This is a genomic window from Micromonospora kangleipakensis (genome assembly GCF_004217615.1).
Lineage (GTDB): Bacteria > Actinomycetota > Actinomycetes > Mycobacteriales > Micromonosporaceae > Micromonospora > Micromonospora kangleipakensis.
The window spans coordinates 2331815-2356527 of record NZ_SHLD01000001.1 but is presented as its reverse complement, the minus strand read 5'-3'; the positions used below and the strand labels follow the sequence as shown (position 1 = coordinate 2356527).

18 protein-coding genes are annotated in these 24713 nt (G+C 74.7%); 7 read left to right on the top strand and 11 right to left on the bottom strand.

Features of this window, described 5'->3' with window-relative positions; all coding sequences use genetic code 11:
• Nucleotides 1–9: 9 nt before the first annotated feature.
• Nucleotides 10–798 carry a tyrosine-protein phosphatase gene (locus tag EV384_RS11430; protein WP_165439919.1) on the top strand — a complete coding sequence of 263 codons (789 nt, stop codon included), beginning with the start codon at nucleotides 10–12 and terminating at the stop codon, nucleotides 796–798.
• A 373-nt stretch (nucleotides 799–1171) separates the two neighbouring features.
• Here the strand turns inward: EV384_RS11430 and EV384_RS11425 are convergent, their stop codons facing one another.
• A complete protein-coding gene (locus EV384_RS11425) occupies nucleotides 1172–2269 on the bottom strand; it encodes a branched-chain amino acid aminotransferase (RefSeq protein ID WP_130332760.1) in 1098 nt (365 codons plus the stop codon).
• A gap of 218 nt (nucleotides 2270–2487) precedes the next feature.
• Entirely contained in the window at nucleotides 2488–3519 is a 1032-nt protein-coding gene (locus EV384_RS11420) for a 3-isopropylmalate dehydrogenase (RefSeq protein WP_130332758.1), read from the bottom strand.
• 222 nt (nucleotides 3520–3741) lie between these two features.
• On the opposite strand from EV384_RS11420, the gene EV384_RS11415 reads away from it, so the two are divergent.
• Together EV384_RS11415 and EV384_RS11410 are read left to right on the top strand one after the other, a co-directional pair.
• Complete coding sequence (locus tag EV384_RS11415) at nucleotides 3742–4617, top strand: FAD:protein FMN transferase (RefSeq protein WP_130332756.1); 876 nt, start codon at nucleotides 3742–3744, stop codon at nucleotides 4615–4617.
• 397 nt (nucleotides 4618–5014) lie between these two features.
• Nucleotides 5015–5371: a hypothetical protein gene (locus EV384_RS11410; protein WP_207232293.1), complete on the top strand. Its 357-nt coding sequence runs from the start codon at nucleotides 5015–5017 to the stop codon at nucleotides 5369–5371.
• A gap of 66 nt (nucleotides 5372–5437) precedes the next feature.
• On the opposite strand, the gene serA is transcribed toward EV384_RS11410, so the two are convergent.
• The 5 genes from serA to EV384_RS11385 all read right to left on the bottom strand — a co-directional run bounded on the left by serA (nucleotide 5438) and on the right by EV384_RS11385 (nucleotide 13396).
• The gene (gene serA / locus EV384_RS11405) at nucleotides 5438–7036 is read right to left on the bottom strand and encodes a phosphoglycerate dehydrogenase (protein ID WP_130332752.1); all 1599 of its coding nucleotides are present in this window, start codon (nucleotides 7034–7036) and stop codon (nucleotides 5438–5440) included.
• A gap of 257 nt (nucleotides 7037–7293) precedes the next feature.
• Nucleotides 7294–8307, bottom strand: coding sequence for a ketol-acid reductoisomerase (gene ilvC, locus EV384_RS11400; protein WP_130332750.1), 1014 nt, complete (start codon nucleotides 8305–8307; stop codon nucleotides 7294–7296).
• Between the two features lie 54 nt (nucleotides 8308–8361).
• Nucleotides 8362–8877 (bottom strand): acetolactate synthase small subunit, encoded by a 516-nt coding sequence (gene ilvN / locus EV384_RS11395; protein ID WP_130332748.1) that lies wholly within the window; start codon nucleotides 8875–8877, stop codon nucleotides 8362–8364.
• Nucleotides 8877–10763: an acetolactate synthase large subunit gene (locus EV384_RS11390; RefSeq protein WP_130332746.1), complete on the bottom strand. Its 1887-nt coding sequence runs from the start codon at nucleotides 10761–10763 to the stop codon at nucleotides 8877–8879. The genes ilvN and EV384_RS11390 overlap by 1 nt, the downstream gene beginning before the upstream one ends.
• 188 nt (nucleotides 10764–10951) lie before the next feature.
• The gene (locus EV384_RS11385; protein ID WP_423202950.1) at nucleotides 10952–13396 is read right to left on the bottom strand and encodes a putative bifunctional diguanylate cyclase/phosphodiesterase; all 2445 of its coding nucleotides are present in this window, start codon (nucleotides 13394–13396) and stop codon (nucleotides 10952–10954) included.
• Nucleotides 13397–13526: 130 nt separating this feature from the next.
• Between EV384_RS11385 and ilvD the strand changes: the two genes are divergently transcribed.
• Nucleotides 13527–15374, top strand: a complete 1848-nt coding sequence (gene ilvD, locus EV384_RS11380) for a dihydroxy-acid dehydratase (RefSeq protein WP_130332742.1) — start codon at nucleotides 13527–13529, stop codon at nucleotides 15372–15374.
• 53 nt (nucleotides 15375–15427) lie between these two features.
• Nucleotides 15428–16138 (top strand): hypothetical protein, encoded by a 711-nt coding sequence (locus EV384_RS11375; RefSeq protein WP_130332740.1) that lies wholly within the window; start codon nucleotides 15428–15430, stop codon nucleotides 16136–16138.
• A 75-nt stretch (nucleotides 16139–16213) separates the two neighbouring features.
• On the opposite strand, the gene EV384_RS11370 is transcribed toward EV384_RS11375, so the two are convergent.
• From EV384_RS11370 to EV384_RS36690, 3 genes are all read right to left on the bottom strand, one after another.
• Nucleotides 16214–17905, bottom strand: coding sequence for a SulP family inorganic anion transporter (locus tag EV384_RS11370; protein WP_130340445.1), 1692 nt, complete (start codon nucleotides 17903–17905; stop codon nucleotides 16214–16216).
• A gap of 86 nt (nucleotides 17906–17991) precedes the next feature.
• Nucleotides 17992–18330, bottom strand: coding sequence for an ArsR/SmtB family transcription factor (locus tag EV384_RS11365; protein WP_130332738.1), 339 nt, complete (start codon nucleotides 18328–18330; stop codon nucleotides 17992–17994).
• Nucleotides 18331–18602: 272 nt separating this feature from the next.
• Nucleotides 18603–21089, bottom strand: a complete 2487-nt coding sequence (locus tag EV384_RS36690; protein WP_278045593.1) for a putative bifunctional diguanylate cyclase/phosphodiesterase — start codon at nucleotides 21087–21089, stop codon at nucleotides 18603–18605.
• Between the two features lie 259 nt (nucleotides 21090–21348).
• Between EV384_RS36690 and EV384_RS11355 the strand changes: the two genes are divergently transcribed.
• On the top strand, nucleotides 21349–21726 hold the full coding sequence (locus EV384_RS11355; protein ID WP_130332736.1) for a PH domain-containing protein: 378 nt from the start codon (nucleotides 21349–21351) through the stop codon (nucleotides 21724–21726).
• Nucleotides 21727–21736: 10 nt separating this feature from the next.
• On the opposite strand, the gene EV384_RS11350 is transcribed toward EV384_RS11355, so the two are convergent.
• Entirely contained in the window at nucleotides 21737–22663 is a 927-nt protein-coding gene (locus EV384_RS11350) for a 2-hydroxyacid dehydrogenase (protein ID WP_130332734.1), read from the bottom strand.
• Between the two features lie 199 nt (nucleotides 22664–22862).
• On the opposite strand from EV384_RS11350, the gene EV384_RS11345 reads away from it, so the two are divergent.
• Entirely contained in the window at nucleotides 22863–24674 is a 1812-nt protein-coding gene (locus EV384_RS11345; RefSeq protein WP_130332731.1) for a SpoIIE family protein phosphatase, read from the top strand.
• Nucleotides 24675–24713: the final 39 nt, after the last annotated feature.

The window sequence follows — 24713 nt, the reverse complement described above, 5'->3', positions numbered from 1 at the left end:
CCTGGTCCAATGATCGGGCAGAACGGCCGGTGGGGCGACGCCCCACCGGCCGTTACCGTGTCAAGGGTGGACGCCACCGAGACCAGCCCGTTCCCCGCCCTTTTCAACTTCCGCGACGTCGGCGGACACACCGGCCACGACGGGCGTACCGTCCGCCGGGGCCGGCTCTACCGCTCCGACTCGCTGCACCGGATCGACGAGACCGACCGGGAGGCGTTCACCGCCCTCGGCATCCGGACCGTCATCGATCTGCGCCGTCCCACCGAGGTGGAGCGGGACGGCCGGGTGCCCGCGTACGACGGGCTCACCTACCGGCACATCCACCCGGAGCACCGGGACTGGGCCGGGATCCGGTACGACCCTGCCCAGACCCTCGCCCGCTACCTCGCCGACCGGTACGCGGACCTGGCCGAGACCGGCACCGCCGGGCTGGCCGAGGCGGTCGGCCTGATCGCCGACAGCGCCAACGCGCCGGTGGTGGTGCACTGCGTCGCCGGCAAGGACCGGACCGGCATCGTCTGTGCCCTCACCCTCGCCGTGCTCGGGGTCGCCGACGCCGACATCGCCACCGACTACGCGTTGAGCACCGAGGCCTCGGCGCGGTTCAGCGCCTGGGTCGCCGCCACCACCCCGGCGGCCGAGGAGCTGCCCCCGCCGTTCCTCGCCTCCCCCGCCGAGGCGATGACGCTCTTCCTCACGGAGCTGCGCGTGGGGTACGGCTCGGTGGAGGGCTACCTGCGCCACGCCGGGGTCACCGACGCGCAGCTCGCCGCCCTCCGCGACCACCTGCTCGACTGAATCCCGCCGCGGCGTCGGCACCCGGCCGCGGCTCGACTGTTCCGCCTCGCCACCGGCCCGAACGGCGGCGAGGGCCGCGGCCCTCGCGGCGGCGGTTGGTCTCCGCACTCCCTATGAAGCTGATGACGCAGACGATTCAGGGCCTGGACGGGCCGGCGCTCGCGAGCGGGCCGGGAGTGATGGGCGGCAGCGGCCGGGCCGGCGAATCGTTTACGTCATCAGCTTCATAGGAACGCCCCGGCAACCCCGCGGCTTCCCATCACCGGTGACACTTCGAGCCGACGCGCCCGCGGGCCGGGCGAACGCGAACGGCCGGCACCGTCGTGGACGGTGCCGGCCGTTGTGGAATTCGCGCGGGTGGCCGAGGGCCGGGTCAGAGCACCTGCCGCACCCAGCCGTACGGGTCCTCGACCCGGCCGCGCTGGATGTCCACCAGCTGCTGCCGCAGCGCCATGGTGGAGCGACCCGGCTCGCCGCCGCCGACCAGGAACTCGCCGTCGGGGAAGCGCACCTGACCGATCGGGGTGATCACCGCGGCGGTGCCGCAGGCGAAGACCTCGCGCAGCCGCCCGCTGGCCGCGTCCGCCTGCCAGTCGGCGAAGCTGATCGGCCGCTCCTCGATCCGGTGCCCGGCCGCGGCGCCCAGGGTGAGGATCGCGTCGCGGGTGATGCCCGGCAGGATGGTGCCGGTCAGCGGCGGGGTGACCAGGGTGTTGTCGTCGTAGACGAAGAAGACGTTCATGCCGCCCAGCTCGTCGATGAACCGGCGCTCCACCGCGTCCAGGAAGACCACCTGGTCGCAGCCCGCCTCGATCGCCTCCGCCTGCGCGACCAGCGAGGCGGCGTAGTTGCCGCCGCACTTCGCGGCGCCGGTGCCGCCCGGGGCGGCCCGGGTGTAGTCCGGGGAGACCCAGACCGTGATCGGCTTGACCCCGCCGGAGAAGTACGCCCCGGCCGGGGAGGCGATGACCACGTAGAGGTACTCGTTGGCCGGCCGGACGCCGAGGAAGACCTCGCTGGCGAACATGAACGGGCGCAGGTAGAGGCTGGCGTCCTCGTGCTCGGGGATCCACTCCCGGTCGATCTCCACCAGCCGGCGCAGCGACTCGACGAACGTCTCCCGCGGCAGCTCGGGCATCGCCAGCCGCTGGGCGGAGGCGGCGAAGCGGGCGGCGTTGGCCTCCGGGCGGAACATCGTCACCGCGCCCTCGGCGGTCCGGTACGCCTTGAGCCCCTCGAAGATCTCCTGCGCGTAGTGCAGCACCGCGCTCGCCGGATCCATCGGGATCGGTCCACGGGCCTCGACCCGGGCGTCGTACCAACCCTTCCCGTCGGCGTACCGGATCGTCACCATGTGGTCGGTGAAGACCCGGCCGAAACCGGGGTTGGCCAGCAGGGCGGCCCGATCGGCGGCGGATACCGGCGCGGGATTCGGACGGATCTCGAATTCGAGCTTGTCACCACCGCTCATCGCGCTGACCTCCCTGCGGGTTGACGACATGCGGGACCGCACGCCGGATCTGGTGCCAGAAACTTACCCCGAACGGTCGTTCAGCGGATAGCTCCGCCCCGGCAGATCGAGCGCGCCGAATGGCGGGCACGATCGCGGTCGCGCCGTCACGGAGGACGTCGCGAGGTGGGCCCGGAGCGGGTCTGGCGGCCCGGATCCGGGCCGGCGGACGGCCCGGATCAGGCTACGGCGTACCCGGCGAGCCGGTCACCGACCTCGGCGGTGCGCAGCGGCACGCCCGGGGTCCGGCCGGCCAGCTCGGTGCCGACCGCGGCGGTGACCCGCGCCGCGGCGTCGGCGTGGCCGAGCTGGTCGAGCAGGAGCGCGGCGGAGAGCACCGCGGCCACCGGGTCGGCGACGCCCTTGCCGGCGATGTCCGGGGCCGAGCCATGCACCGGCTCGAACATCGACGGGTACGTCCCGGCGGGGTTGATGCAGCCGCTGGCGGCCAGGCCGATGCCGCCGGTGACCGCGGCGGCGATGTCGGTGAGGATGTCGCCGAAGAGGTTGTCGGTGACCACCACGTCGTACCGCTGGGGCTGGGTGACCAGGAACATCGCGGCCGCGTCGACGTGCTGGTACTCGGTGGTGACGTCGGGGTGCTCGGCAGCGACCGCCGCGAAGGCGCGGGCCCAGAGCGAACCGGCGTGGGTGAGCACGTTGGTCTTGTGCACCAGGGTGACCTTGCGCCGCTCGCGGCGGCGGGCCCGGGCGAAGGCGTCCCGGATCACCCGCTCGACGCCGTGCCGGGTGTTCAGGCTCTCCTCGGTGGCGACCTCGGCCGGGGTGTCCCGGTGCAGCGAGCCGCCGGCGCCGGCGTACAGGCCCTCGGTGCCCTCGCGGACGACCACCAGGTCGACCTCGCCGGGCTTCACGGTGGCCAGCGGCCCGGAGACCCCCGGCCAGAGCCGGGACGGGCGGAGGTTCACGTACTGGTCGAAGGCGAACCGGAGCTTGAGCAGCAGACCCCGCTCCAGCACCCCCGGCGGGACGGTCGGGTCGCCGACCGCGCCCAGCAGAATGGCGTCGTGCCCGGCCAGCTCGGCCAGCACGGAGTCGGGCAGCACCTCGCCGGTGCGGTGGTAGCGTGCGGCGCCGAGATCGTACTCGGTGGCCTGGACTCCGGGAAGCACGGCGTCGATGACCTTGCGGGCCTGCGCGACCACCTCGGGTCCGATCCCGTCGCCGGCCACCACCGCGATCCGTGCCACCTGTCGCTCCTCACCTCGTCGTTCCCGTGAACCGTACGTCGACGTCCCGTCTCCCGGTACGCGTCTTCCAGCATGCGGGAAATTCGAATGCTCAGCAGGCTCCCAGGTGGCATTCATGGTGCGGTCAACTCCACTGCCTAGGGTCGGTGGGGAACGGGTCACGGGGGCCCGTGACCGGCTTCGCCGCGGCGCTGCGGCGTCGTCAGCGAGGGAGCAGGTGTGATGCGGATCGACGAGCAGCCACGGGGCCGATGGGTCGACGAGCAGGCCCGGACCCGGTGGATCGACCAGGGCGCGTTCGGCAGCCGCCGCCCCGACCTGCGGCTCGGCACCCGCAGTCACCGGCTGGACCGGTCCGCCGGGACGGCCGGCGACCGGATCACCGCCCAGCACACCGTCCGCACCTCCACCGCCGAGTACTCGCTGCTGCTCAACGCGCCCGAATGGCTCGGCCGCCGGCTCGTCGGGGAGGCGCTCCGGGACGCCGTGGCCGAGCTGCGCGCCATCGACCTCACCTACGGGCCGACCCGGCCGGACAGCCTGGTCTCGAAGCTGCGGCGCGGCGAGATCACCCCCGAGTCGTACCCCCCGCTGGCCGACCTGGTGGGCCGCTGCGCCGCGATGCGCGCGGCCACCGACGGCTGGTTCGACGCCTGGGCGGTGCCGGGCGGCTTCGACCCGGGCGGCCTGCTCGGCGGCTGGGCCGTGGAGCGGGCCGCGGCCCGGCTGCGCGCCGCCGGCATCCACGACTACGCCGTGCTCAGCGGCGCCGACCTGGTGGTACGCGGCCACGCCGCGCACGGCGGCCCGTGGCGCGTGGCGGTGCACCATCCGACCGACGCCCGCCGCGCCCCGCTGGTGCTGGAGATGACCGCCGGGGCGGTGGGCACCTCCGGGGTCACCGGTCGCCGGGGCCACGTGGTGGATCCGCACACCGGGGAGCCCGCCGACCAGCTGGTCGCCGCCACCGTCGTCGGCCCGGACCTCGCTGTGGCCGACGCCTACGCCACCGCGCTCTACGCCGCCGGCCCGGCCGGGCTGGCCTGGTTCCGCACCGGCTCGGACTACCGGGCGCTCTTCGCCCACCGCCGCCGCTGACCGGTCCGCGCCGCGCTCCCCGCCCCGATCGGCCGTTGTCGCAGCACGGCCGCGCGCGGTGTGGAGGTGGCGGGTGGCTGGGCGCGGGGTCGCGCGCTGTTCCGCGATCGGCCCCCACGGTCTCGGCAACGACCGTGGGGGCCGGTCAGCGACGAGTGCGCGTGGCTCGCGCAATCGAGGGGTGCGGACCGGTGGGCCGGACGTCCGACCACGCCACCCGAAGACGGGCCGACGCCACGACTCCGCCAGCGACCGCACCGGTACGCTAGCGAATCGACGCAACTCGACGCAAGAGTCTCCACAGCGGACCGTCGCGATCCCCGAATCGACCAGTCCGCCACTGGCCTGCGGCGGGGCAGGGGTGACGGCGCGGACCCGGGATGGCACGCTGTCCGCCGTGAGTTTCGATCTGAGCGTGTGGGCCCTGCCGGAAGGGGCCACGCCCGCCGAGGTGCGGGCAGCGGTGCAGCGGTGCCGCGAGGGGCGGCACGGCGACCGTCACCCCGATCCCAGGGTGGTCGGCTTCTACCGGGCGATCACCGCCGCCTATCCCGACCGTCAGGCCGGTCCGGGCAGCCCGTGGGAGGTCACCCCGCTGCACGCGGCCGCCGACCACGTGGAGCTGAACCTCTTCCCGACCTGCGAGGACCAGGTTCTGCTCGACATCGAGCGGCTGGCCGGTGAGCACGGCCTGATGCTCTTCGACGCCCAGGACGGCTCGGTCTACCCACCGCCGGCCCGCGTCATCCCCTGACCCCTGGTCGCGGTACGACGAGGGGCCCGGCCGTGTCGGCCGGGCCCCCGAGGTGTCGCGCGCGGACTACTCGTCGCGCAGGTCGGCCGCGCTGGCCGCGACCGCGCCGATCGAGTCGGCCGCCGAGCTGAGCAGGTCCGCGCCGAGCGCCTGGTCGACGGTGAGCGTCATCAGCGTCTCGCCGCCGGCCTCCCGGCGGGCCACCTGCATCGCGGCGATGTTGACGCCGGCCTCGCCGAGCAGGGTGCCGACGGTGCCGACCACGCCCGGCCGGTCGACGTAGCGCAGGAAGACGAGGATGCCCTCCGCGCCGATCTCCACGTCGAAACCGTCCACCTCGGTCAGCTTGATGACGTCCCGGGTGCCGGTCTGGGTCACCGTGCCGGAGACGCTGACCGTACGGCCGTCCGGCAGCGCGCCGCGGACGGTCACCAGGTTGGCGTGGTCGACCGTCTCGGGCTGGGTCGTCAGGGTCACCTCGACGCCCCGCTCCGCCGCCAGGTGCGGCGCGTTGACGTAGGTGACCTGCTCCTCCACCACCGAGCTGAACAGGCCCTTGGTGGCGGCGAGCTTGAGCACCGAGACGTCGTGGTTGACGATCTCGCCGCGGACCTCGACGGTGACGCTGGCGGCCACCCCGCCGGCCACCGCGGTGAAGGCCCGGCCGAGCTTCTCGGCCAGCGGCAGCAGCGGGCGGACGTCCTCGGCGACCACGCCGCCGGCCTGCACGTTCACCGCGTCCGGCACGAACTCGCCCTGGAGCGCCAGCTTGACGCTCTTGGCCACGGCCAGGCCGGCCTTGTCCTGCGCCTCGTGGGTGGAGGCGCCCAGGTGCGGGGTGGCCACCACGTTGTCGAAGGCGAACAGCGGCGAGGAGGTGCAGGGCTCCTTGGCGTACACGTCGACGCCGGCGCCGGCGACCCGGCCCTCGGCGATCGCGTCGGCCAGGGCCTGCTCGTCGACCAGGCCGCCGCGGGCGGCGTTGACGATCCGGACGCCCGGCTTGACGATCGCCAGCTCCTTCTCGCCGATCAGGCCCACGGTCTCCGGGGTCTTGGGCAGGTGGATGGAGATGAAGTCGGCCTCCCGCAGCAGCTCCTCCAGCCCGACCAGGCGGACCCCGAGCTGCGCGGCGCGGGCCGGCTGGATGTAGGGGTCGTACGCGATCAGCCGGGTGCCGAACGCGGCAATCCGCTGCGCGAAGAGCACGCCGATGCGGCCGAGGCCGACCACGCCGACGGTCTTGCCCTGCAGCTCGACGCCGGTGTACTTGGACCGCTTCCACTCCCCCGCCTTCAGCGCGGCGCTGGCCGCGGCGGTGTTCCGCGCGACGGCGAGCAGCAGCGCGACGGCCTGCTCGGCGGCGGAGACGATGTTGGAGGTGGGGGCGTTGACGACCATGACGCCCCGCGCGGTGGCGGCCGGCACCTCGACGTTGTCCAGGCCGACGCCGGCCCGGGCGACCACCTTCAGGCGCGGCGCGGCGGCGATCGCCTCGGCGTCGATCTGGGTCGCGCTGCGCACGATCACCGCGTCGGCCTCGGCGAGCGCGGAGAGCAGGGCCGGGCGGTCGGTGCCGTCGACGTGGCGGACGTCGAAGTCGTGCGCGAGCACCTCGATGGCGGCGGGAGCGAGTTCTTCGGCGATCAGTACGACAGGATTCATTGGTCCTCGTAGATGTCGTCAGAGCGGTCGGCTGCGGCGGGGGGCGCCGCGCTGCGCCCTGCGGTGAGCCGTGCCATGGCCGTCAGGTGCCGGCTACGCACCTACCTGGGATCGTAGGGCGCGGGCCGGCCGGCGTGACCGGGACGGCGGGGTGAGTGCCCTCACAAACCCGACATGTCCCGGGGCTGAACAGGGGCGGAACGCAGGCGGTGGCGGGCCCGGCGCCGGGGAGAGCGCCGGACCCGCCACCGTGCGGGTCAGGCGGTCTCGGTGATCGGCCGGTCCACCCAGCTCATCATGGCGCGCAGCTTCTGGCCGGTCTCCTCGATCGGGTGCGCCGCGCCCTCGGCCCGCCACTTGGCGAAGTTCGGCCGGCCGGCCTCGTCCTCGGCCACCCACTCGCGGGCGAACTCACCGGACTGGATCTCGCCGAGGATCTTGCGCATCTCCTCCTTCACCCGGGAGTCGATGACCCGCGGGCCGCGGGAGAGGTCGCCGTACTCGGCGGTGTCGGAGACGCTGTAGCGCATCCGGGCGATGCCGCCCTCGTACATCAGGTCGACGATCAGCTTCAGCTCGTGCAGGCACTCGAAGTAGGCCACCTCGGGGGCGTAGCCGGCCTCGGTGAGCACCTCGAAACCGGTCTGCACCAGCGCCGCCGCGCCGCCGCAGAGCACCGCCTGCTCGCCGAAGAGGTCGGTCTCGGTCTCCTCGGTGAAGGTGGTCCGGATGGCGCCGGCCCGGGTGCCGCCGATGCCCTTGGCGTACGACAGGGCGAGCTGGAACGCGGTGCCGCTGGCGTCCTGCTCGACGGCGACCAGGCAGGGCACGCCCTTGCCGTCGACGTACTGGCGGCGGACCAGGTGACCCGGGCCCTTCGGGGCGACCATCGCCACGTCCACGTCGGCCGGCGGGGTGATCAGGCCGTACCGGATGTTGAAGCCGTGGCCGAAGAAGAGGGCCTTGCCGGGGGCCAGGTTCGGGGCGATCGCCTCGGCGTAGAGGGCCCGCTGCGCGGTGTCCGGCGCCAGGATCATGATCACGTCGGCCTCGGCCGCCGCCTCGGCCGGGGTGAGCACCCGCAGGCCCTGCTCCTCGGCCTTCGGCCGGCTCTTCGAACCGGCGGGCAGGCCGATCACCACGTCGACGCCGGAGTCACGCAGCGACAGCGCGTGGGCGTGGCCCTGGCTGCCGTACCCGATCACGGCGACCTTGCGGCCCTGGATCAGGCCCAGGTCGGCGTCGTCGTCGTAGTACACCTCAACGCTCATTGACTTCCTTTCGTACGGCGGTCCGCAGCGGCCCGTCGGGGACTTGTGTGGTGGTCAGGCGGCGCGCAGCGCGGGCCCGGCGGTGATGGAGCGCGAGCCGCGCCCGATCGCCACCGTGCCGGACTGGACCATCTCCTTGATGCCGAACGGTTCGAGGTCGCGCAGCAGCGCGTCGAGCTTGTCGGGGGTGCCGGTGGCCTCGATGGTCAGCGTGTCCGGCGCGACGTCGACCACCCGGGCGCGGAACAGGTTGACCGTCTCCAGCACCTGCGCCCGGCCGTTGCGGTCCGCGCGGACCTTGACCAGCAGCAGCTCCCGGGCGACCGAGACCTGCGGGTCCAGCTCGACGATCTTGAGTACGTTCACCAGCTTGTTGAGCTGCTTGGTGACCTGCTCCAGCGGGGACGACTCGGCGTTGACCACGATGGTGATCCGGGAGACGTCCGGGTTTTCGGTCTCGCCCACCGCGAGGCTGTCGATGTTGAAGCCGCGCCGGGAGAACAGGCCGGAGACCCGGGCCAGGACACCCGGCTTGTTCTCCACCAGCACGGAGAGGGTGTGCATCGTCATCAGAGTTCGTCCTCGTCGAAGGCGGGGCGGACGCCCCGGGCGAACATGATCTCGTCGTTGCCGGTGCCAGCGGCGACCATCGGCCAGACCATGGCGTCCTTGCCGACCACGAAGTCGATCACCACGGGGGCGTCGTTGATCGCCATGGCCGCCTCGATGGTCTTGTCCACGTCGGCGGCGTTCTCGCAGCGCAGCCCGACGCAGCCGAGCGCCTCGGCGAGCTTCACGAAATCCGGGATGCGGTGCTTGTGGGTGCCCAGCTCGGTGTTGGAGTAGCGCTCGCCGTAGAAGAGGGTCTGCCACTGCCGGACCATGCCCAGGTTGCCGTTGTTGATCACGGCGATCTTGACCGGGATGCCCTCCAGCGCGCAGGTGGCCAGCTCCTGGTTGGTCATCTGGAAGCAGCCGTCACCGTCCACCGCCCAGACCACCGTGTCCGGCTTGCCGACCTTGGCGCCCATCGCCGCCGGCACCGCATACCCCATGGTGCCGAGGCCCCCCGAGTTGAGCCAGGTGTACGGCTTCTCGTACGAGATGAACTGGCTGGCCCACATCTGGTGCTGCCCGACGCCCGCCACGAAGATCGTGTCCGGGCCGGCGATCTCGCCCAGCCGCTTGATGACGTACTGCGGGGAGAGCGTGCCGTCGGCCGGCTCCTCGTAGCCGAGCGGGTAGCGGTTGCGCAGGTCGTCGAGCTGGGTCCACCAGTCGCCGAGGTCGGTGGCCGGCCGGGCCGCCTGCTCGCTGGTGACCGCGGCGATCAGCTCGTCGATCACGTGCCGGGCATCGCCGACGATCGGCACGTCCGCGTGCCGGTTCTTACCGATCTCGGCCGGGTCGATGTCGGCGTGCACCACGGTCGCGTCCGGCGCGAACGAGTCCAGCTTGCCGGTGACCCGGTCGTCGAAGCGGGCGCCGAGCGCCACGATCAGGTCGGCCTTCTGCAGGCCGTAGACCGCGGCGACGGTGCCGTGCATGCCCGGCATGCCGAGGTGCTGCCGGTGCGAGTCGGGGAACGCGCCGAGCGCCATCAGCGTGGTGACCACCGGGATGCCGGTCAGCTCCGCCAGCCGGCGCAGCCCGTCGGTGGCCCCGGCCTTGAGCACGCCGCCCCCGACGTAGAGCACGGGGCGGCGGGCGCCGGTCATCAGCCGGGCCGCCTCCCGGATCTGCTTGCCGTGCGGGTGCAGGGTCGGCCGGTAGCCGGGCAGGTCCAGGGTGGGCGGCCAGGCGAAGGTGGTCGGCGCCTGGAGGACGTCCTTGGGGATGTCCACCAGCACCGGGCCGGGCCGGCCGGTCGAGGCCAGGTGGAACGCCTCGGCCAGGACCTGCGGGATCTCCTCGGGGGTCTGCACCAGGAAGTTGTGCTTGGTGATCGGCAGGGTGATGCCCTGGATGTCCGCCTCCTGGAAGGCGTCCGTGCCGATCGAGGGACGCGCGACCTGGCCGGTGATCGCCACCATCGGCACCGAGTCCATGTACGCGTCGGCGATCGGGGTGACCAGGTTGGTCGCGCCCGGGCCGGAGGTGGCGATGCAGACGCCGACCTTCCCGGTCGCCTGCGCGTAGCCGGTGGCGGCGTGGCCGGCGCCCTGCTCGTGCCGGACCAGGATGTGCCGGACGGTGGAGTCGTAGAGCGGGTCGTACGCCGGCAGGATCGCACCGCCCGGGATGCCGAAGACGACGTCGACGCCGAGCGCCTCGAGCGAGCGCACCAGCGATCCGGCGCCGGAGACCTGCGCCGGAGCGGCCTGCCGTACCGCCGGGGCGGCCGGTGCGGCCCCGTTGCGGGGGGTGGGGGCGTGGTCGGCGTCGCTCGCCGGCTCGGAGGCCGGGCGGGCTCGCCGGACGGAGTGGGCGAGGGTCTCTGGCGTGGGTCTCGTCATGGCGGTTCAGGCCTTCGGCTGGAGTGGGTGAGGCTCTTTCACACAGTGCAACGCGGGCGGTGCCCGCCCCGATGGGGTCCGACGGCAATAAAAACGGCCCACGTGCAGATGCACGGGGCCAGCGCACTCTCGATGAGGGAGAGTGCGCTCAGGTAAGTACTCGCAGCGACCGGTTCGACGACATGCGGCTAAGCCTGACGCATCTCACGCGATGAGTCAACTGATCCCACATTTTGGTTCACGGACGTGGGCGTGTCGTACCCGGACGTGGCACCAGCGACCCCTCCCACCTGCGGAAAATCCTCCTGCGGAGCGCGCGGCGCGGGCAGCGGCGGCGTCGCCGCGGGCGGGTTCGACCGCAGTCGCGGCAGCAGCGGCGACGGCGCGGGGCGGCGCGGGGCGGCGGGTGGGCCGGGGGGCAGCGGCGCGGGGCGCGCGCCCGGCGAGGTCGCCGCCTCCAGCATCGCCTCCAGGTGCTCGGCCGGCACCCCCCAGCCGAAGAGCGCCCCCTGCCCGAACCGGCAGCCCGCCGCGACCACCGCGGCCAGCTCGGTCGGGTTGGTGACGCCCTCGGCGATCACCTCCAGCCCGAGCTGGTGACCGAGCCGCATGACGATGTCGACCATCGGCGCGAACGCCGGCCCGTCCCGACCGACGGGACGCACCGGCTCGTGCTCGGCGACCAGACTGTGGTCGATCTTGAGGATGTCGATCGGCAGCCGGCGCAGCTGCCCCAGCGAGGAGTAGCCGGCGCCGAAGTCGTCCAGCGCGATCCGGACCCCGGTGAGCCGCAGCGCGGTCAGCCGCCGGATCAGCTCGTCGAGGTCGGTGGCGACGGCGTGCTCGGTGACCTCCAGCACCAGCCGCTGCGGCGGCACGTGGTGCGCGCGCAGCGCGTCGGCCACCTGGACGACGTACTCCGGGGCGTGCAGCTCGCGCGGGGAGACGTTCACCGAGACCCAGACGTCGTGGCCGTCCGCCAGCCAGCGGGAGAGCTGGTAGCAGGCCTGGTGCAGCACCCAGGCGCCCAGCTTGGCGATCATCCCGCACTCCTCGGCGAGCGGGATGAACTCGTCCGGGCGGACGTTGCCCAGCTCCGGGTGGTGCCAGCGGAGCAGCGCCTCGGCGCCGACCGGACGCACCGACGGCAGCGACGCCACCGGCTGGAACGCCAGCCGCAGCTCGTCGCGCTCGATCGCCCCGCGCATCTCGTGCTCGAGCGTGGTGCGCCGGCGCAGCAGCTGGTCGTACGCGGCGTCGTACCGCTCGATCCGGTTCTTGCCCCGCTGCTTGGCGTAGCGCAGGGCCAGGTCGGCGTTGCGCAGCAGCAGCTCCACGTCGGGCTCGCCGCAGTTCCCGGCCACCCCGATGCTGACCGAGAGGAAGACCGGACCCTCCGGCTGGTCGTACGGGCGGCCCAGCACCCCGAGCAGCCGCTCGGCGACCCGCTCGGGGTCGGTCGAGCCGTGCATCAGCACCGCGAACTCGTCGCCGCCGAGCCGGGCCGCCAGGTCGCCCGGGCGCAGGTTGCCGCGCAGCCGGCGGCCCACCTCGGCGAGCACCACGTCGCCCACGTCGTGGCCGCGCATGTCGTTGACGTTCTTGAAGCCGTCCAGGTCGAGGCCGAGCAGCACGCAGGGCACGTCAGCCTCGACGCAGCGGTGCAGCGCCCGCAGCAGCCCGCGCCGGTTGGCCAGGCCGGTCAGTGGGTCGGTGTGCGCCAGCTCACGGAAGTGCGCCTCCCGCGCGGCCAGCCGGCCGGCGTAGCCCCGCACGTCGTTGAGGGCGAGGTACTGCCGGGCCACCAGCGCGAAGCCCTCGACGCTGCCGGCGACGATGCCGAACGCGTCGAACCGGCCGCCCTGGAAGAGGTGGAACATCGCCGAGGCGGCCATGGCGAACATCGGCACGAAGGCGTACTCGCCGTCCCGGCGGATCAGGTCGACGTCCACCTGACCGGGCGGGTCGACCCGGTGCACCGCCGGGACGACGGCCAGCAGCCCCGCCGCCTGCACCGCCGCGCCGGCCAGCGCCATCCCCGGGCCGGCCTGGCAGAGCCCGGCGGCGAGGCCGAGCCCGCCGCAGGTCACCGCGGTGACACCGGCGCCGAGCAGGGCGAGCCGGCGCCGGGGCGGGGCGGCCCGCAGGACCATGATCATGGTCAACCCGGCGGTGAGCGCGGCGGTCACCGTGGCCAACGCGATCGGCACGCAGGCAATCGGGGTGGCCGCGCCGAGCAGCCGGGTCGGTTCGGAGAAGACCACCCAGCCGACGAACCAGAGCGCGCTGGCCATGATCAGGCCGTCGAGGAGCAGCCGGGCGGTGGCGGGCCCGGCCGCGGCCGTCCCGGGGAGCCGGAGCAGGGCGGCGCCGAGGGCGAGCCCGCAGAGCGCCGTACCGACCGAGACCAGGGTCGCGAAGCCGGTGCGCTGCCCCTGCTGATGGGCCCAGTGCTCGCCGTCGGCGAGCGTGGCGGTGACCCCGACGAGGAGGGTGAGCAGCGCGATCCCGGCCGCGGCGGCGAGCAGCAGGTGAGCCTGGCGGTGCGGCCCGACCCGGCGACGGGCCGACGCGGTCAGCAGCGCGGTGGCGACGGCGGCGACGAGCCCACTCAGCACCGCGACGGCGACCATGCCCGGGGGGAAGTGCACGACCTCAACTGTGCCGGATCGGCGCCCTCCGTGGGGCACCGGGTGTGCAACTGTTGGGACACGGCGCGCGTGCCGGGGGGGTCGCCGCGAGACCGGTGTCAGACTGGTACGCATGCCTGAGCTGCGGTCGAGGACCTCCACCCACGGTCGGACGATGGCCGGCGCCCGGGCCCTGTGGCGGGCCACCGGGATGACCGACGACGACTTCGGCAAGCCGATCGTCGCCATCGCCAACAGTTTCACCCAGTTCGTGCCCGGTCACGTACACCTCAAGGACCTCGGCGGCCTGGTCGCCGACGCGGTGGCCGAGGCCGGCGGCGTGGGCCGGGAGTTCAACACGATCGCGGTGGACGACGGCATCGCGATGGGCCACGGCGGCATGCTCTACTCGCTGCCCAGCCGGGAGCTGATCGCCGACGCGGTGGAGTACATGGTCAACGCGCACTGCGCGGACGCCCTGGTCTGCATCTCCAACTGCGACAAGATCACCCCCGGGATGCTGCTGGCCGCGCTGCGGCTGAACATCCCGACCGTCTTCGTCTCCGGCGGCCCGATGGAGGCCGGCAAGACGATGGCGATCGAGGGGATCGTGCACTCCAAGATCGACCTGATCGACGCGATGATCGCGTCCTCGAACGAGGCGGTCACCGACGACCAGCTCGGCGAGATCGAGCGCTCGGCCTGCCCGACCTGCGGATCCTGCTCGGGCATGTTCACCGCCAACTCGATGAACTGCCTGACCGAGGCGATCGGCCTGGCGCTGCCGGGCAACGGCTCGACGCTGGCCACCCACGCCGCCCGCCGGTCGCTCTTCGTCGAGGCCGGCCGGACCGCCGTGGAGATCGCCAAGCGCTGGTACGACGGGGACGACGCCTCGGTGCTGCCCCGCGCCGTCGCCAACCGGAGCGCCTTCGAGAACGCGGTCGCCCTGGACGTGGCCATGGGCGGGTCGACCAACACGATCCTGCACCTGCTCGCCGCCGCCCGGGAGGCCGAGCTCGACTTCGACGTGGCCGACATCGACGCCATCTCCCGCCGGGTGCCCTGCCTGGCCAAGGTCGCGCCGAACTCCCCGCAGTTCCACATGGAGGACGTGCACCGGGCCGGCGGCATCCCGGCCATCCTCGGCGAGCTGGACCGCGCGGGCCTGCTCAACCGGGACGTGCACGCGGTCCACTCCCCCTCGCTCACCCGGTGGCTGGCCGACTGGGACGTGCGCGGCGGCTCGGCCACCCCGGAGGCGGTCGAGCTGTTCCACGCCGCCCCGGGCGGGGTGCGCACCACTGAGCCGTTCTCCACCACCAACCGCTGGTCGTCGCTGGACACCGACGCGGCCGGCGGCTGCGTGCGGGACCGCGAGCACGCGTACTCGGCCGACGGCGGGCTGGCCATCCTGCACGGCAACCTGGCCCCGGACGGCTGCGTGGTCAAGACCGCCGGGGTGCCCGAGGAGTGCCTGACCTTCCGCGGCCCGGCGAAGGTCTACGAGTCCCAGGACGACGCGGTGTCGGCGATCCTGGCCAAGCAGGTGGTCGCCGGCGACGTGGTGGTGATCCGGTACGAGGGCCCGAAGGGCGGCCCGGGCATGCAGGAGATGCTCTACCCCACCTCGTTCCTGAAGGGTCGGGGGCTGGGCCGGTCCTGCGCGCTGCTCACCGACGGCCGGTTCTCCGGCGGCACCTCCGGCCTGTCGATCGGGCACGTCTCCCCCGAGGCGGCCTCCGGCGGGCTGATCGCGCTGGTCCGCGAGGGCGACGAGATCGTCATCGACATCCCGGGGCGCTCCATCGAGCTGAACGTCCCTGAGGACGTGCTCCAGGCCCGCCGGGTCGCCGAGGAGAAGCGGGACCGCCCGTACACCCCGGCCGACCGGCAGCGGCCGGTGTCGGCGGCGCTGCGCGCATACGCCTCGATGGCCACCTCGGCCAGCGACGGCGCCTACCGCCGCGTCCCGGAGTAGGCGGCCCCCCACGTCGCGCCCCGACGGTATGGTCCGGCGTCGGGGAGGCGATCATGAGCTACGCACGACTGATCCGACCGGTCATCGACCGGGTGTACGTGGGTGCGCGCTGGGCGGCGCGGCCGCGGATGGAGGCGTTCTACGCCGAGCGGGGCGCGAGCCTCGGCTTCGAGAACAGCTTCTTCTCCGGGGTGCTGGCCCGGCCGATGCCGGCGGAGGCCCTGGCCGACGCCCTGGTCTACACCGACGGGGACATGACCGCCGAGCTGGCCCAGGGCGTGACCGTGGTGGACGCCGACGGCACGTGGCACCTCACCGAGCCGGGCCGGGAGCTGGCGCTCTTCGCGCAGCGGGCGACCGCCGAGGCCGCCGCGGAGCTGTGGTCCGCCGGGCCCAGCCTGCTTCCCGGGCTGGCGTCGGTGCCCCGGCTGGCCGACCTGGTCGGCCGGGTGCTGGCGGCCGGCCTCGCCACCGGCGGGCCGGCGTTCCGGGCGATGGCCCCGGCGTACGAGCCGGACGACGCCTCGCCAGCCATGTTGTTGACCACCCGGCTCGGGACGCTGCGCCACCACCGCGCCGACGCACACCGGGCGGCGTGGCGGGCCGCCGGGCTGACCGTCGAGCAGATCACCGCGCTGCCCGACGGGCCGGAGCGGCAGGCGATCGAGTCCGAGACCGACCGCCTCGACGAGCCGGCCTACGCGGTGCTGTCCGCCGACGAGCGGTGGGAGCTCCTCGCCGGCCTGGGGGCCCTGCCGAGCTGACGACCCGCTGCCGTCCGGATTCCGGCGGGACGCCAGCCGGCCGACGGCGTTCCCGACCGGGAGGGACCGGCGGGATCAGGCGGTGACGGCCGGCACGGGGGCGTCGGCTCCGGCCAGCGCGACGGTCCGGGCGTGGCGGATCGCGGCCGGGGTGTCCGGGAAGACCAGCCCCTCGCGGCGCAGCTCGTCGGCGACCCCGAGGGTGCTGAGCACCTGGTCGTGGCCCGGGGTGATGCCGGAGAGCAGCACGGTGATGCCGCGTCCCCGCAGCCGGCGGATCGCGTCGCCGAGGACGTGCGCCCCGGTGGCGTCCATCGTCGTCACCCGGGACATCCGCAGGATGACCACCCGAACGTCGGCGACCTCGGAGAGCTCCAGCAGGAAGGTGTGCGCGGCGGCGAAGAAGAGCGGCCCGTCGAGCCGGTACGCCACGATGTGCTCGGCCAGCAGCGCGTGTTCCTCGGCGCGGTGCTCGCCGGGGTCGAGGGGAACCTGTTCCAGCCGGGCGCTGCGGGCGACGGCGCGCAGCGCGAGGACCACGGCGACGGCCAGGCCGACGGCCACCGCGGTCACCAGGTCCCAGATCACGGTGACGGCGAAGGTGAGCACCAGCACGAGAGCGTCGCCCCGGGTGGCCCGGGCGAGCGCCCAGAGCGAGCCGGCCTCGACCATCCGCACGGTGGTCGCCAGCAGCACGCCGGCCAGGGCGGCGAGGGGGATCCGGCCGACCAGCGGCGCGGCGGCCAGCACGATCGCCGCGAGGGCGACGGCGTGGGTGAGGGCGGCCAGCTTCGAGGCCGCCCCGGCCCGGACGTTCACCGCCGTGCGGGCGATGGCGGCGGTCGCCGGGATGCCGCCGAAAAGCGGAGAGGCGAGGTTGGCCAGGCCCTGGCCGAAGAGCTCCCGGTCCGGGTCGTGCCGCTGGCCGACGGTCATGCCGTCGGCGACGGTGGCCGACAGCAGGCTCTCCAGCGCGGCGAGGGCCGCGACCGCGAGCGCGCTGGGCAGCAGCACACCGACCGCGCCGGGGTCGAGGAAGCCCAGCGACGGCGCGGGCAGCCCCTGCGGCAGCGCGCCGATGCGGACCAGGTCGACCGGGGCGAGCTCCGCGAGGACCGTCGCGGCGGCCACCCCGAGCAACGAGAACGGCAGCCCGGGACGCCACCGGGCGCCGAGCAGCATCAGCGCCGCGACGGCGAAGGCCACCGCGAGGGCCGCCGGTTTCGGATGTACGACGAACCGGGCGACCGCGTCGGCGGCCACCGCCCAGACCTTGTCGCCGTGGGCGTCGGTCACGCCCAGCGCGGCGGGCACCTGTTGCAGGGCGATCACCACCGCGATGCCGGCGGTGAAGCCCTCGATCACCGGGGTGGGCAGGTAGCGGACGTACCGGCCGAGGCGGGCCAGGGCGAGGGCGAGCAGCACCAGCCCGGCCATCGCCCCGACCATGAGCACGCCGGTGGGGCCGAAGCGCTGCACCACCGGCACCAGCACCACGGTCATCGCCCCGGTCGGCCCGGAGACCTGGAGGTTGGAACCGCCGAAGACGGCGGCCACGGCGCCGGCGACCACGGCGGTGACCAGCCCGGCCTGGGCGCCCAGCCCGGAGGTGACGCCGAACGCCAGGGCCAGCGGCAACGCCACCACCGCCACGGTCAGCCCGGCCAGCAGGTCCCGCCGGGGTGAGCGGCGGGCCGCCGCCCAGTCGGCCCGGCCGGGCAGCAGCCCGAACACCCGGCTCCGGAGCAGGCCGCCGATGCGCCGCAGCCGGCGCCCGTCGCCCTGCCGGCGACCCCGTCCCCTACCGGCGTCGCCGGTGGCCGGACCTGCGACGTGGCCCAACGCCGCTCCGGTCACCGGTCCCCTCCCGAGGCACGCAGCTCGTCGAGGAGGCCGTCCCGGTCGGTGAGGACCGCGCCGAGGATGCGCCGCCCGGCCGCCAGCAGGTCGACCACGTCGGGGGTACTGAGCGCGTACATGACCAGGGGACCGTCACGGTGGGAGGTGACCATCCCGGCGCGGCGCAGCACGGCGAGCTGCTGGGAGAGGTTGGACGCCTCGACGCCGATGGCCGCGAGCAGGTCCCGGACCGGCTTCGGGCCGTCCTGGAGCAGTTCCAGGACCCGGATCCGCACCGGGTGCCCGAGCGTGCGGAACAGCTCGGCCTTGGCCTGGTACAGCGGCACCGACATGAACATCCTCCCCCTCGCCCTGAAGACTTTAACACTTGAAGAATTCTTCAAGTGATGGGAGCGGGTGGCGTCGCGACGGAGGGCACGGCCCTGCCGGGGAGGGCGCGGCGTGTCGCGGCCGGCGAGAACTGTGCGCGGTGAACGACATACCTGAGAGGCATAAATATGACTCAGCGGCATATCGCTCGCGGCGACATCCGCCGGGGAGGTCGCCATTAGACGCGATCAGGCCGCCCGGGATGCAGGACGAGACGGCGCACCTCACCCCGCGCTCACCGCGACGCCGACGGGAACTCCTCGAACCACGCCTCCACCCGCTCCGCGGTGGCCGGCCACGCCAGCGCGAAACCCTGGCCGTACCGGCAGCCGGCCCGACGCGCCCCGACGACCTGGGCGTCGGACTCCAGCCCCTCGACCACCACCTCCACCCCCAGCCGGTCGCCGAGGCTGACCACCACCTCGATCAGCGGGCGCTGCGCGTCGCCGGCCGCCCCGACCAGGTGCGGGCCGACCTTCAGCAGGTCGATCGGGAGCCGGCGAAGCTGGGCCAGTGAGGCGTGTTCGGCCCGGAAGTCGTCCAGCGCCGTCCGCACGCCCAGCGACCGGAGCCCGGCCAGCCGGGCCACCACGGTCGGCAGCTCGGCGGCGACCGCCGGCTCCGCCACCTCGACCACCAGCCGCTCCGCCGGCACGCCGTACGCGGCCAGCGCGGTGGCGGTCCGCGGCACGAAGTCCGGCGCGACCAGCTCCCGCGGCCCGACGTTCACCGACATCCACAGTTCCCGACCGCCGTCGGACCACTCGGCGAGCTGCCGGCAGGCGCGGTCGAGCACCCAGCGGCCCACCTCGCCGACGAGGTCCAGGTCCTCGGCGACCGGCAGCAACTCGGCGGGGAGCACCGTGCCCAGCACCGGGCTGCGCCAGCGCAGCAACGCCTCGGTGCCCACCGGCAGCCGGTCCGCGAGGTCCAGCACCGGCTGGTAGACCAGGTCCAGCTCGCCCCGGGCGACCGCCCCGGGCAGCTCGCGCTCCAGGTCCAGCCGGCGGACCAGCTGCTCCTCCAGGTAGGCGTCGTACCACTCGACCCGGTCCCGGCCGAGCTGCACCGCCCGGCGGCGGGCCAGGTCCGCCTGGCGCAGCACGTCCTCCGGCTCGCCGCCGGGCGTCTCCGCCAGCCCGACGCTGGCCTGCAGGCGCGCCGCTCCGACGGGCAGCGGGTACGGCTCGGTCAGGGCGGCGAGCAACCGGGTGGCCAGCGCGTACGCCAGCACCGGCCCGACGTCGGCGAGCACCGCGAAGACGTCACCGGTCAGCCGGGCCACCAGGTCCCCGGGCCCGCAGCCGGCCCGGAGCCGGCCGGCGACCTCGACCAGCACCTCGTCGCCCGCCGCGCGCCCCGATCCGGCGTTGACCGCGCCCAGTCCGTGCAGGTCGACGACGAGCAGCGCACCGGGCGGCGACCCCGCCCCACGGTCGGCCAGCTCGCGCAGCAGCTCCTGGCGGTTGGCCAGGCCGGTGAGCTGGTCGGTGGCGGTGAGCCGGCGCACCGTCCGGGCCAGCCGGTCCCGCTCGTCGAGGCCGCCGACGAGCTCCCGCAGCCGGGCCTCCCGGTCGGTGAGTCGCTCGGCGCGCCGGCGGTGGTCCACGGCGGTGAGCAGCTCCTGGAGCACCATCGGCGGGATCACCGCCAGCCCGAGCACGATCGCCGGGGCGGTGAACTCCCCCACCGCCCAGAGGTGGTGACCGGCGGCGAGCGCGGCGATGCCGGCCGGGGCGGTCACCCGGGGCCAGGGCGCGGGCGGCCCGGCGGGCCGACGGGTCTCCCCGGCCGAGGCGCGTCGGGCTCCGGTGGCGGTGAGCAGCGCGCCCGCCACCAGCGGCGGCACCACGGTGAGGACGGCGGGCTCCGGCGCCGGGTAGGCCAGCAGCACCGCGAGACCGGCCAGTCCGGAGAGGGTGGCTGCCGCCCCGGACAGGCAGAGCGCCGCGCCCGGGGGGCGACGCCGGTCGGCCAGCGCGGCGACGAGGAGCACCGCCAGCCCGACCGCGCCGGCGACGCTCGCGGTCCGCGCCACCGCCGGCACCTGGCCCGCCGGCAGCAGCACCCAGCCGGCGAAGATCAGGCTGACGCCGAGGCCGACCACGTCCACGGTCCGGCGGAGCCGTTGCGGGCCGGCGAGCCGGGGGCGTCCGGGCAGCCGGAGCAGGCCGACGGCCTGGAGCGCGGCGACGACGGCCAGCCCGACCAGCACGACCGGCGGCCGGTGCGCCGCCTCGGTCAGCGGCAGCACGGCGACGGTGAGCCCGGCCGCCAGCACCGCCGCGTCGAGGATCGCGACCACCCGGCGGGACACCGCGACCCGGCCGGCGCGCCGCCCGAGCGGGGGGCTCGGGTCGGTCGCCGTCGGCACGCGGGTGTCGACGCGTTCCGGCGGGTGGGCGGGGCCGCCGGGCGGTGCGTCGCCGCCCGGGGGCGATCCCGGGTCGCTCGATGCGGGTGGACCGGCGCCGGGCCGGGCGGGCGGCACCGCGACGGCGGACGGGGCCGGCGCGGGCGGGGTGGCCCGGGCACCGGCGAGCCCGGAGAGCCGGACGCAGGCCAGGGCGGAGCCGACCGCGACGGCGAGCGCCAGGGCCGCCGGCGGCGGGACGAGGCCGGCGGCGCCGGCCAGGACGAGCAGCGCGCCGACCGCCAGCACGACGAGATCGGGCGGCGACGGGCGGCGACGATGCTCGCCGGAGAGGTACGCGACGGACACGGCGGACGCCTTCGTGAGGGGGCACGGGGCGGTGCGTTGCGAAGCGACGTGCGGTTGTCTCGGCGGTACGGGGTGGACGGGGGCGGCGTGGGTGCGACGGAGCGGCGGGCGGGGATCCGGCGCGACCACGCGGACAAACGATTCCCCACGAAGGGCGGTTACGGGTCAGCGTCGGTGACGCCGGTCACATCGCCCGCCGCCGCCTGGCGCTTCCCTGCCCGGCCGGAGCCGGGCCGGGCCGAGGTGCGATCATCGGGGGGTGAGTCGCGCCGACACCGTCCGTTTCCGGCCCAACCAGGCGATCCTGGTCGCCGCGATCGTCGCGTTCATCGGCGCCCTGCCGCTGGCCACCGCCCGCTGGTGGCTGCTCTGGGTGCTGCTGATCCCGCTGGCCGTCGCGGTCTGGGCGTGGCGGTCCGGCACCGAGGCCGACCCGCGCGAGCTGCGGCTGCGGGCGCTCGCCGGGCAGCGCCGGATCGCCTGGGAACGGGTCGCGGAGCTGGCCGCCGACGAACGCGGCCGGGTGGTCGTCCGGCTCGACGACGGCGAGCGCCTGGTGCTGCCCGCCGTCCGGGCCGCCGACCTGCCCCGGCTGATCGCCGCCACCGGTCAGGAGCTCCCCGACAGCACCCGCTGAGCCGGCCCGGTCAGTAGCCGTCCACCACCCGGTTGACCAGCGGCTCGCCGGCCGCGAACCGGCGCAGCTGCTCCCCCACCAGCCGGTACGCCCGCGGCAGGAGGCCGCGCACCGAGCCGGCGACGTGCGGGGTGAGCAGCACGTTCGGCAGCCCCCACAGGGGATGGTCGGCGGGGAGCGGCTCGGGATCGGTGACGTCCAGCGCGGCCCGGAGACGACCGGTGGTCAGCTCGGCGACCAGCGCCGACGTCCGGGCCACCGGGCCGCGGGCCGCGTTGACCAGCAGCGCGCCGTCGGGCATCGCGGCGAGGAACTTCTCGTCGACCAGGCCGCGGGTTTGCTCGGTCAGCGGCACCAGCAGCACCACCACGTCCGCCTCCGGCAGCAGGCCGGGCAGCTCGTCCACCCCGTGCACCCCCTCGGCGGGCCGGGCGGTGCGGGCGACCAGGGTGAAGGTGACCTCGAACGGGGCCAGTCGGGCCCGGACCGCCGCGCCGATCGAGCCGGCGCCGACGATCAGCACCCGCTTGCCGGCCAGCTCGTCGGTGGGGGCCACCTCGTCATACGCCCACTCGCGACGCCCCTGGGCCCGGGCCAGCGGACCGAAGCCGCGCAGCTGGGACAGGACGGCGGCGACCACCCACTCGGCGGTGGCCGAGTCGTGCACCCCGCGGGCGTCGCAGAGGGTGATGCCCGCGGGCATCCGGCCCACCCAGGCGTCCGCCCCGGCGGAGAGCAGCTGCACCACCTCGAGGTCGGGCAGCTCGGCCAGCAGGGCGCCGGCGGCGGGACCGGCGAGGAACGGCGGCACCCAGAACCGCACATCGTCCGGGGCTGACGGGAACCGGGCCGGGTCCTCCATGACGTCCACGGTGACGCCCGGGGGCAGCTCACCGAGGAGGGCGTGACCGGCGCGGTGCGGGATCCATACCTTCACGACCGCCGACGATAACCGTCCGCGCCCGCGGACGACCGCGCGGTGTCCGGATATGCCGGTCATACCTGGTGAATCGCCCCGGTACGCGGGCAACGTGACCTTGACGACTGCGGTTCGGCCGAGATGCCGGACCGCACCGCCGGGTATAACCGATGACGGAGCGTCGTCCGGCGCTCCCCCGCCCGCAGACAGGTGGCCGATGACCGAGGAAACCGCCGAACGTCCGGCTGCGCCCATCCCGGCGCTCACCGAGCCGGAGCGGCTGCGGGCACTCGCCGAGACCCGGCTGGACGCCGCGCCCGACGAGGCCTTCGACCGGTTCGCCCGGCTGGTCAGCGACCTGCTCGACGTACCGGTCGCGCTGGTCTCGCTGGTCTCGCCGGAGCGGCAGTTCTTCCCCGGCGCGGTCGGCCTCCCCGAGCCGTGGGCCGGCCGGCGGCAGACCCCGCTGAGCCACTCGTTCTGCCAGCACGTGGTCGACCTCGAGGTGCCGATGGTGCTGCCGGACGCCCGGCTCTACCCGCGGGTCCGCCGGAACCTGGCCATTGAGGACCTGGGCGTGGTCGCGTACGCCGGCATCCCGCTGACCGACCTGAACGGCCGGGTCCTCGGCTCGCTCTGCGCGATCGACAGCAAGCCCCGGGCCTGGACCGCCGAGCAGCTGCGCACCCTCGCCGACCTGGCCGCCGCCTGCTCCTCCGAGCTGCGGCTGCGGATCGCGCTGGAGGGCGCCGAGGTGGCCCGCCGGCACGCCGAGGAGGCGCACGACCGCCTCGCCATGCTCGCCGGCATGAGCGAGATCCTCGCCGGCACGCTGGACATCACCACGGCGGTGAGCCGGCTGAGTCACGCGATGGTGCCGCTGCTGGCGGACTGGTGCCTGGTCACCCTGGTCGACCCGGCCGGCGCGCCGCGCACCGTCTCGGCCGTGCACCGGGACCCGGACCGGGCCGCCGACGTGGCGCGCTTCGCCGAGCTGATGGTCACCGGCCTCGGCCCGGAGTCGATCATCCGGTCGGTGCTGCGTACCGGTCGGCCGGTCCTCGGCAGCGCGGCCGGCGTGGCCGACGTCGAGCGCGGCACCACCGATCCCGAGCTGCCGCCGCTGGCCACCCGCCTCGGCATCGCCTCCCAGCTCAGCGTGCCGGTCACCGCGCCCGGGCGGGCCGGCACGATCGGCTGCATCACCCTGGTCAGCGGGGTGCAACGGCGGGCGTTCGACGACGGTGACCTGCAGACCGCGCTGGACATCGGCCGGCGCGCCGGCCAGGCGGTCGGCAACAGCTGGATGTACGGCGAGCAGCGGCACGTCGCCGAGGTGCTGCAGCACAGCATGCTGCCCCACCTGCCCGTGGTGCCCGACATCGAGCTCGCGGCGCGCTACCTGGCCGCCGCGGACCGGGTGGAGGTGGGCGGCGACTGGTACGACGCCTTCGTCCAGCCCGACGGCGACCTGATCGCCGCCATCGGCGACGTCGCCGGCCACGACATCGAGGCGGCGGCGACCATGGGTCAGCTCCGCAACCTGGTCCGCGGCAACGCGTACGGCCGCACCGACGCGGTGGGCGACCTGATGACCCACCTGGACGGGGCGATCCGCGGGCTGCGCATCCCCACGGTGGCCACCGCCATCCTGGCCCGGGTACGCCCGACCGGGGCCCACGGGCTCGCGGTGACCTGGTGCAACGCCGGGCACCCGGCGCCGCTGCTGATCCGCGCGGACGGCTCGGTCGAGGTGCTCGACGAGGCGCGGGAGCCGCTGCTCGGCCTGGCCCGCCCGACCCGCCGGACCAGCCGGGAGCTGGCGCTCGCGTCGGGCGACACGCTGCTGCTCTACACCGACGGCCTGATCGAGCGGCGGGACCGCTCGATCGACGAGGGGCTGGCCGAGCTGGTCGACCGGCTCGCCGGCGCGGCGAAGCTGCCGCTGGGTGACCTCTGCGACCAACTGCTCGCCACGGCGCACCGCGCGGAGGACGACGTCGCCCTGCTCGCCCTCCGGGCACGTTGACGCGCGAGTTGTCGCGCCCGGATCGTCGGCCGGCCGCAC

Bases quoted from the DNA above. Each gene is read 5' to 3' on its own strand.
- EV384_RS11430 (WP_165439919.1), top strand. From the start codon at position 10: ATGATCGGGCAGAACGGCCGGTGGGGCGACGCCCCACCGGCCGTTACC.
- EV384_RS11425 (WP_130332760.1), bottom strand. From the start codon at position 2,269: ATGAGCGGTGGTGACAAGCTCGAATTCGAGATCCGTCCGAATCCCGCG.
- EV384_RS11415 (WP_130332756.1), top strand. From the start codon at position 3,742: ATGCGGATCGACGAGCAGCCACGGGGCCGATGGGTCGACGAGCAGGCC.
- serA (WP_130332752.1), bottom strand. From the start codon at position 7,036: ATGAATCCTGTCGTACTGATCGCCGAAGAACTCGCTCCCGCCGCCATC.
- ilvC (WP_130332750.1), bottom strand. From the start codon at position 8,307: ATGAGCGTTGAGGTGTACTACGACGACGACGCCGACCTGGGCCTGATC.
- ilvN (WP_130332748.1), bottom strand. From the start codon at position 8,877: ATGACGATGCACACCCTCTCCGTGCTGGTGGAGAACAAGCCGGGTGTC.
- EV384_RS11390 (WP_130332746.1), bottom strand. From the start codon at position 10,763: ATGACGAGACCCACGCCAGAGACCCTCGCCCACTCCGTCCGGCGAGCC.
- EV384_RS11385 (WP_423202950.1), bottom strand. From the start codon at position 13,396: ATGGTCGCCGTCGCGGTGCTGAGTGGGCTCGTCGCCGCCGTCGCCACC.
- ilvD (WP_130332742.1), top strand. From the start codon at position 13,527: ATGCCTGAGCTGCGGTCGAGGACCTCCACCCACGGTCGGACGATGGCC.
- EV384_RS11375 (WP_130332740.1), top strand. From the start codon at position 15,428: ATGAGCTACGCACGACTGATCCGACCGGTCATCGACCGGGTGTACGTG.
- EV384_RS11365 (WP_130332738.1), bottom strand. From the start codon at position 18,330: ATGTCGGTGCCGCTGTACCAGGCCAAGGCCGAGCTGTTCCGCACGCTC.
- EV384_RS11345 (WP_130332731.1), top strand. From the start codon at position 22,863: ATGACCGAGGAAACCGCCGAACGTCCGGCTGCGCCCATCCCGGCGCTC.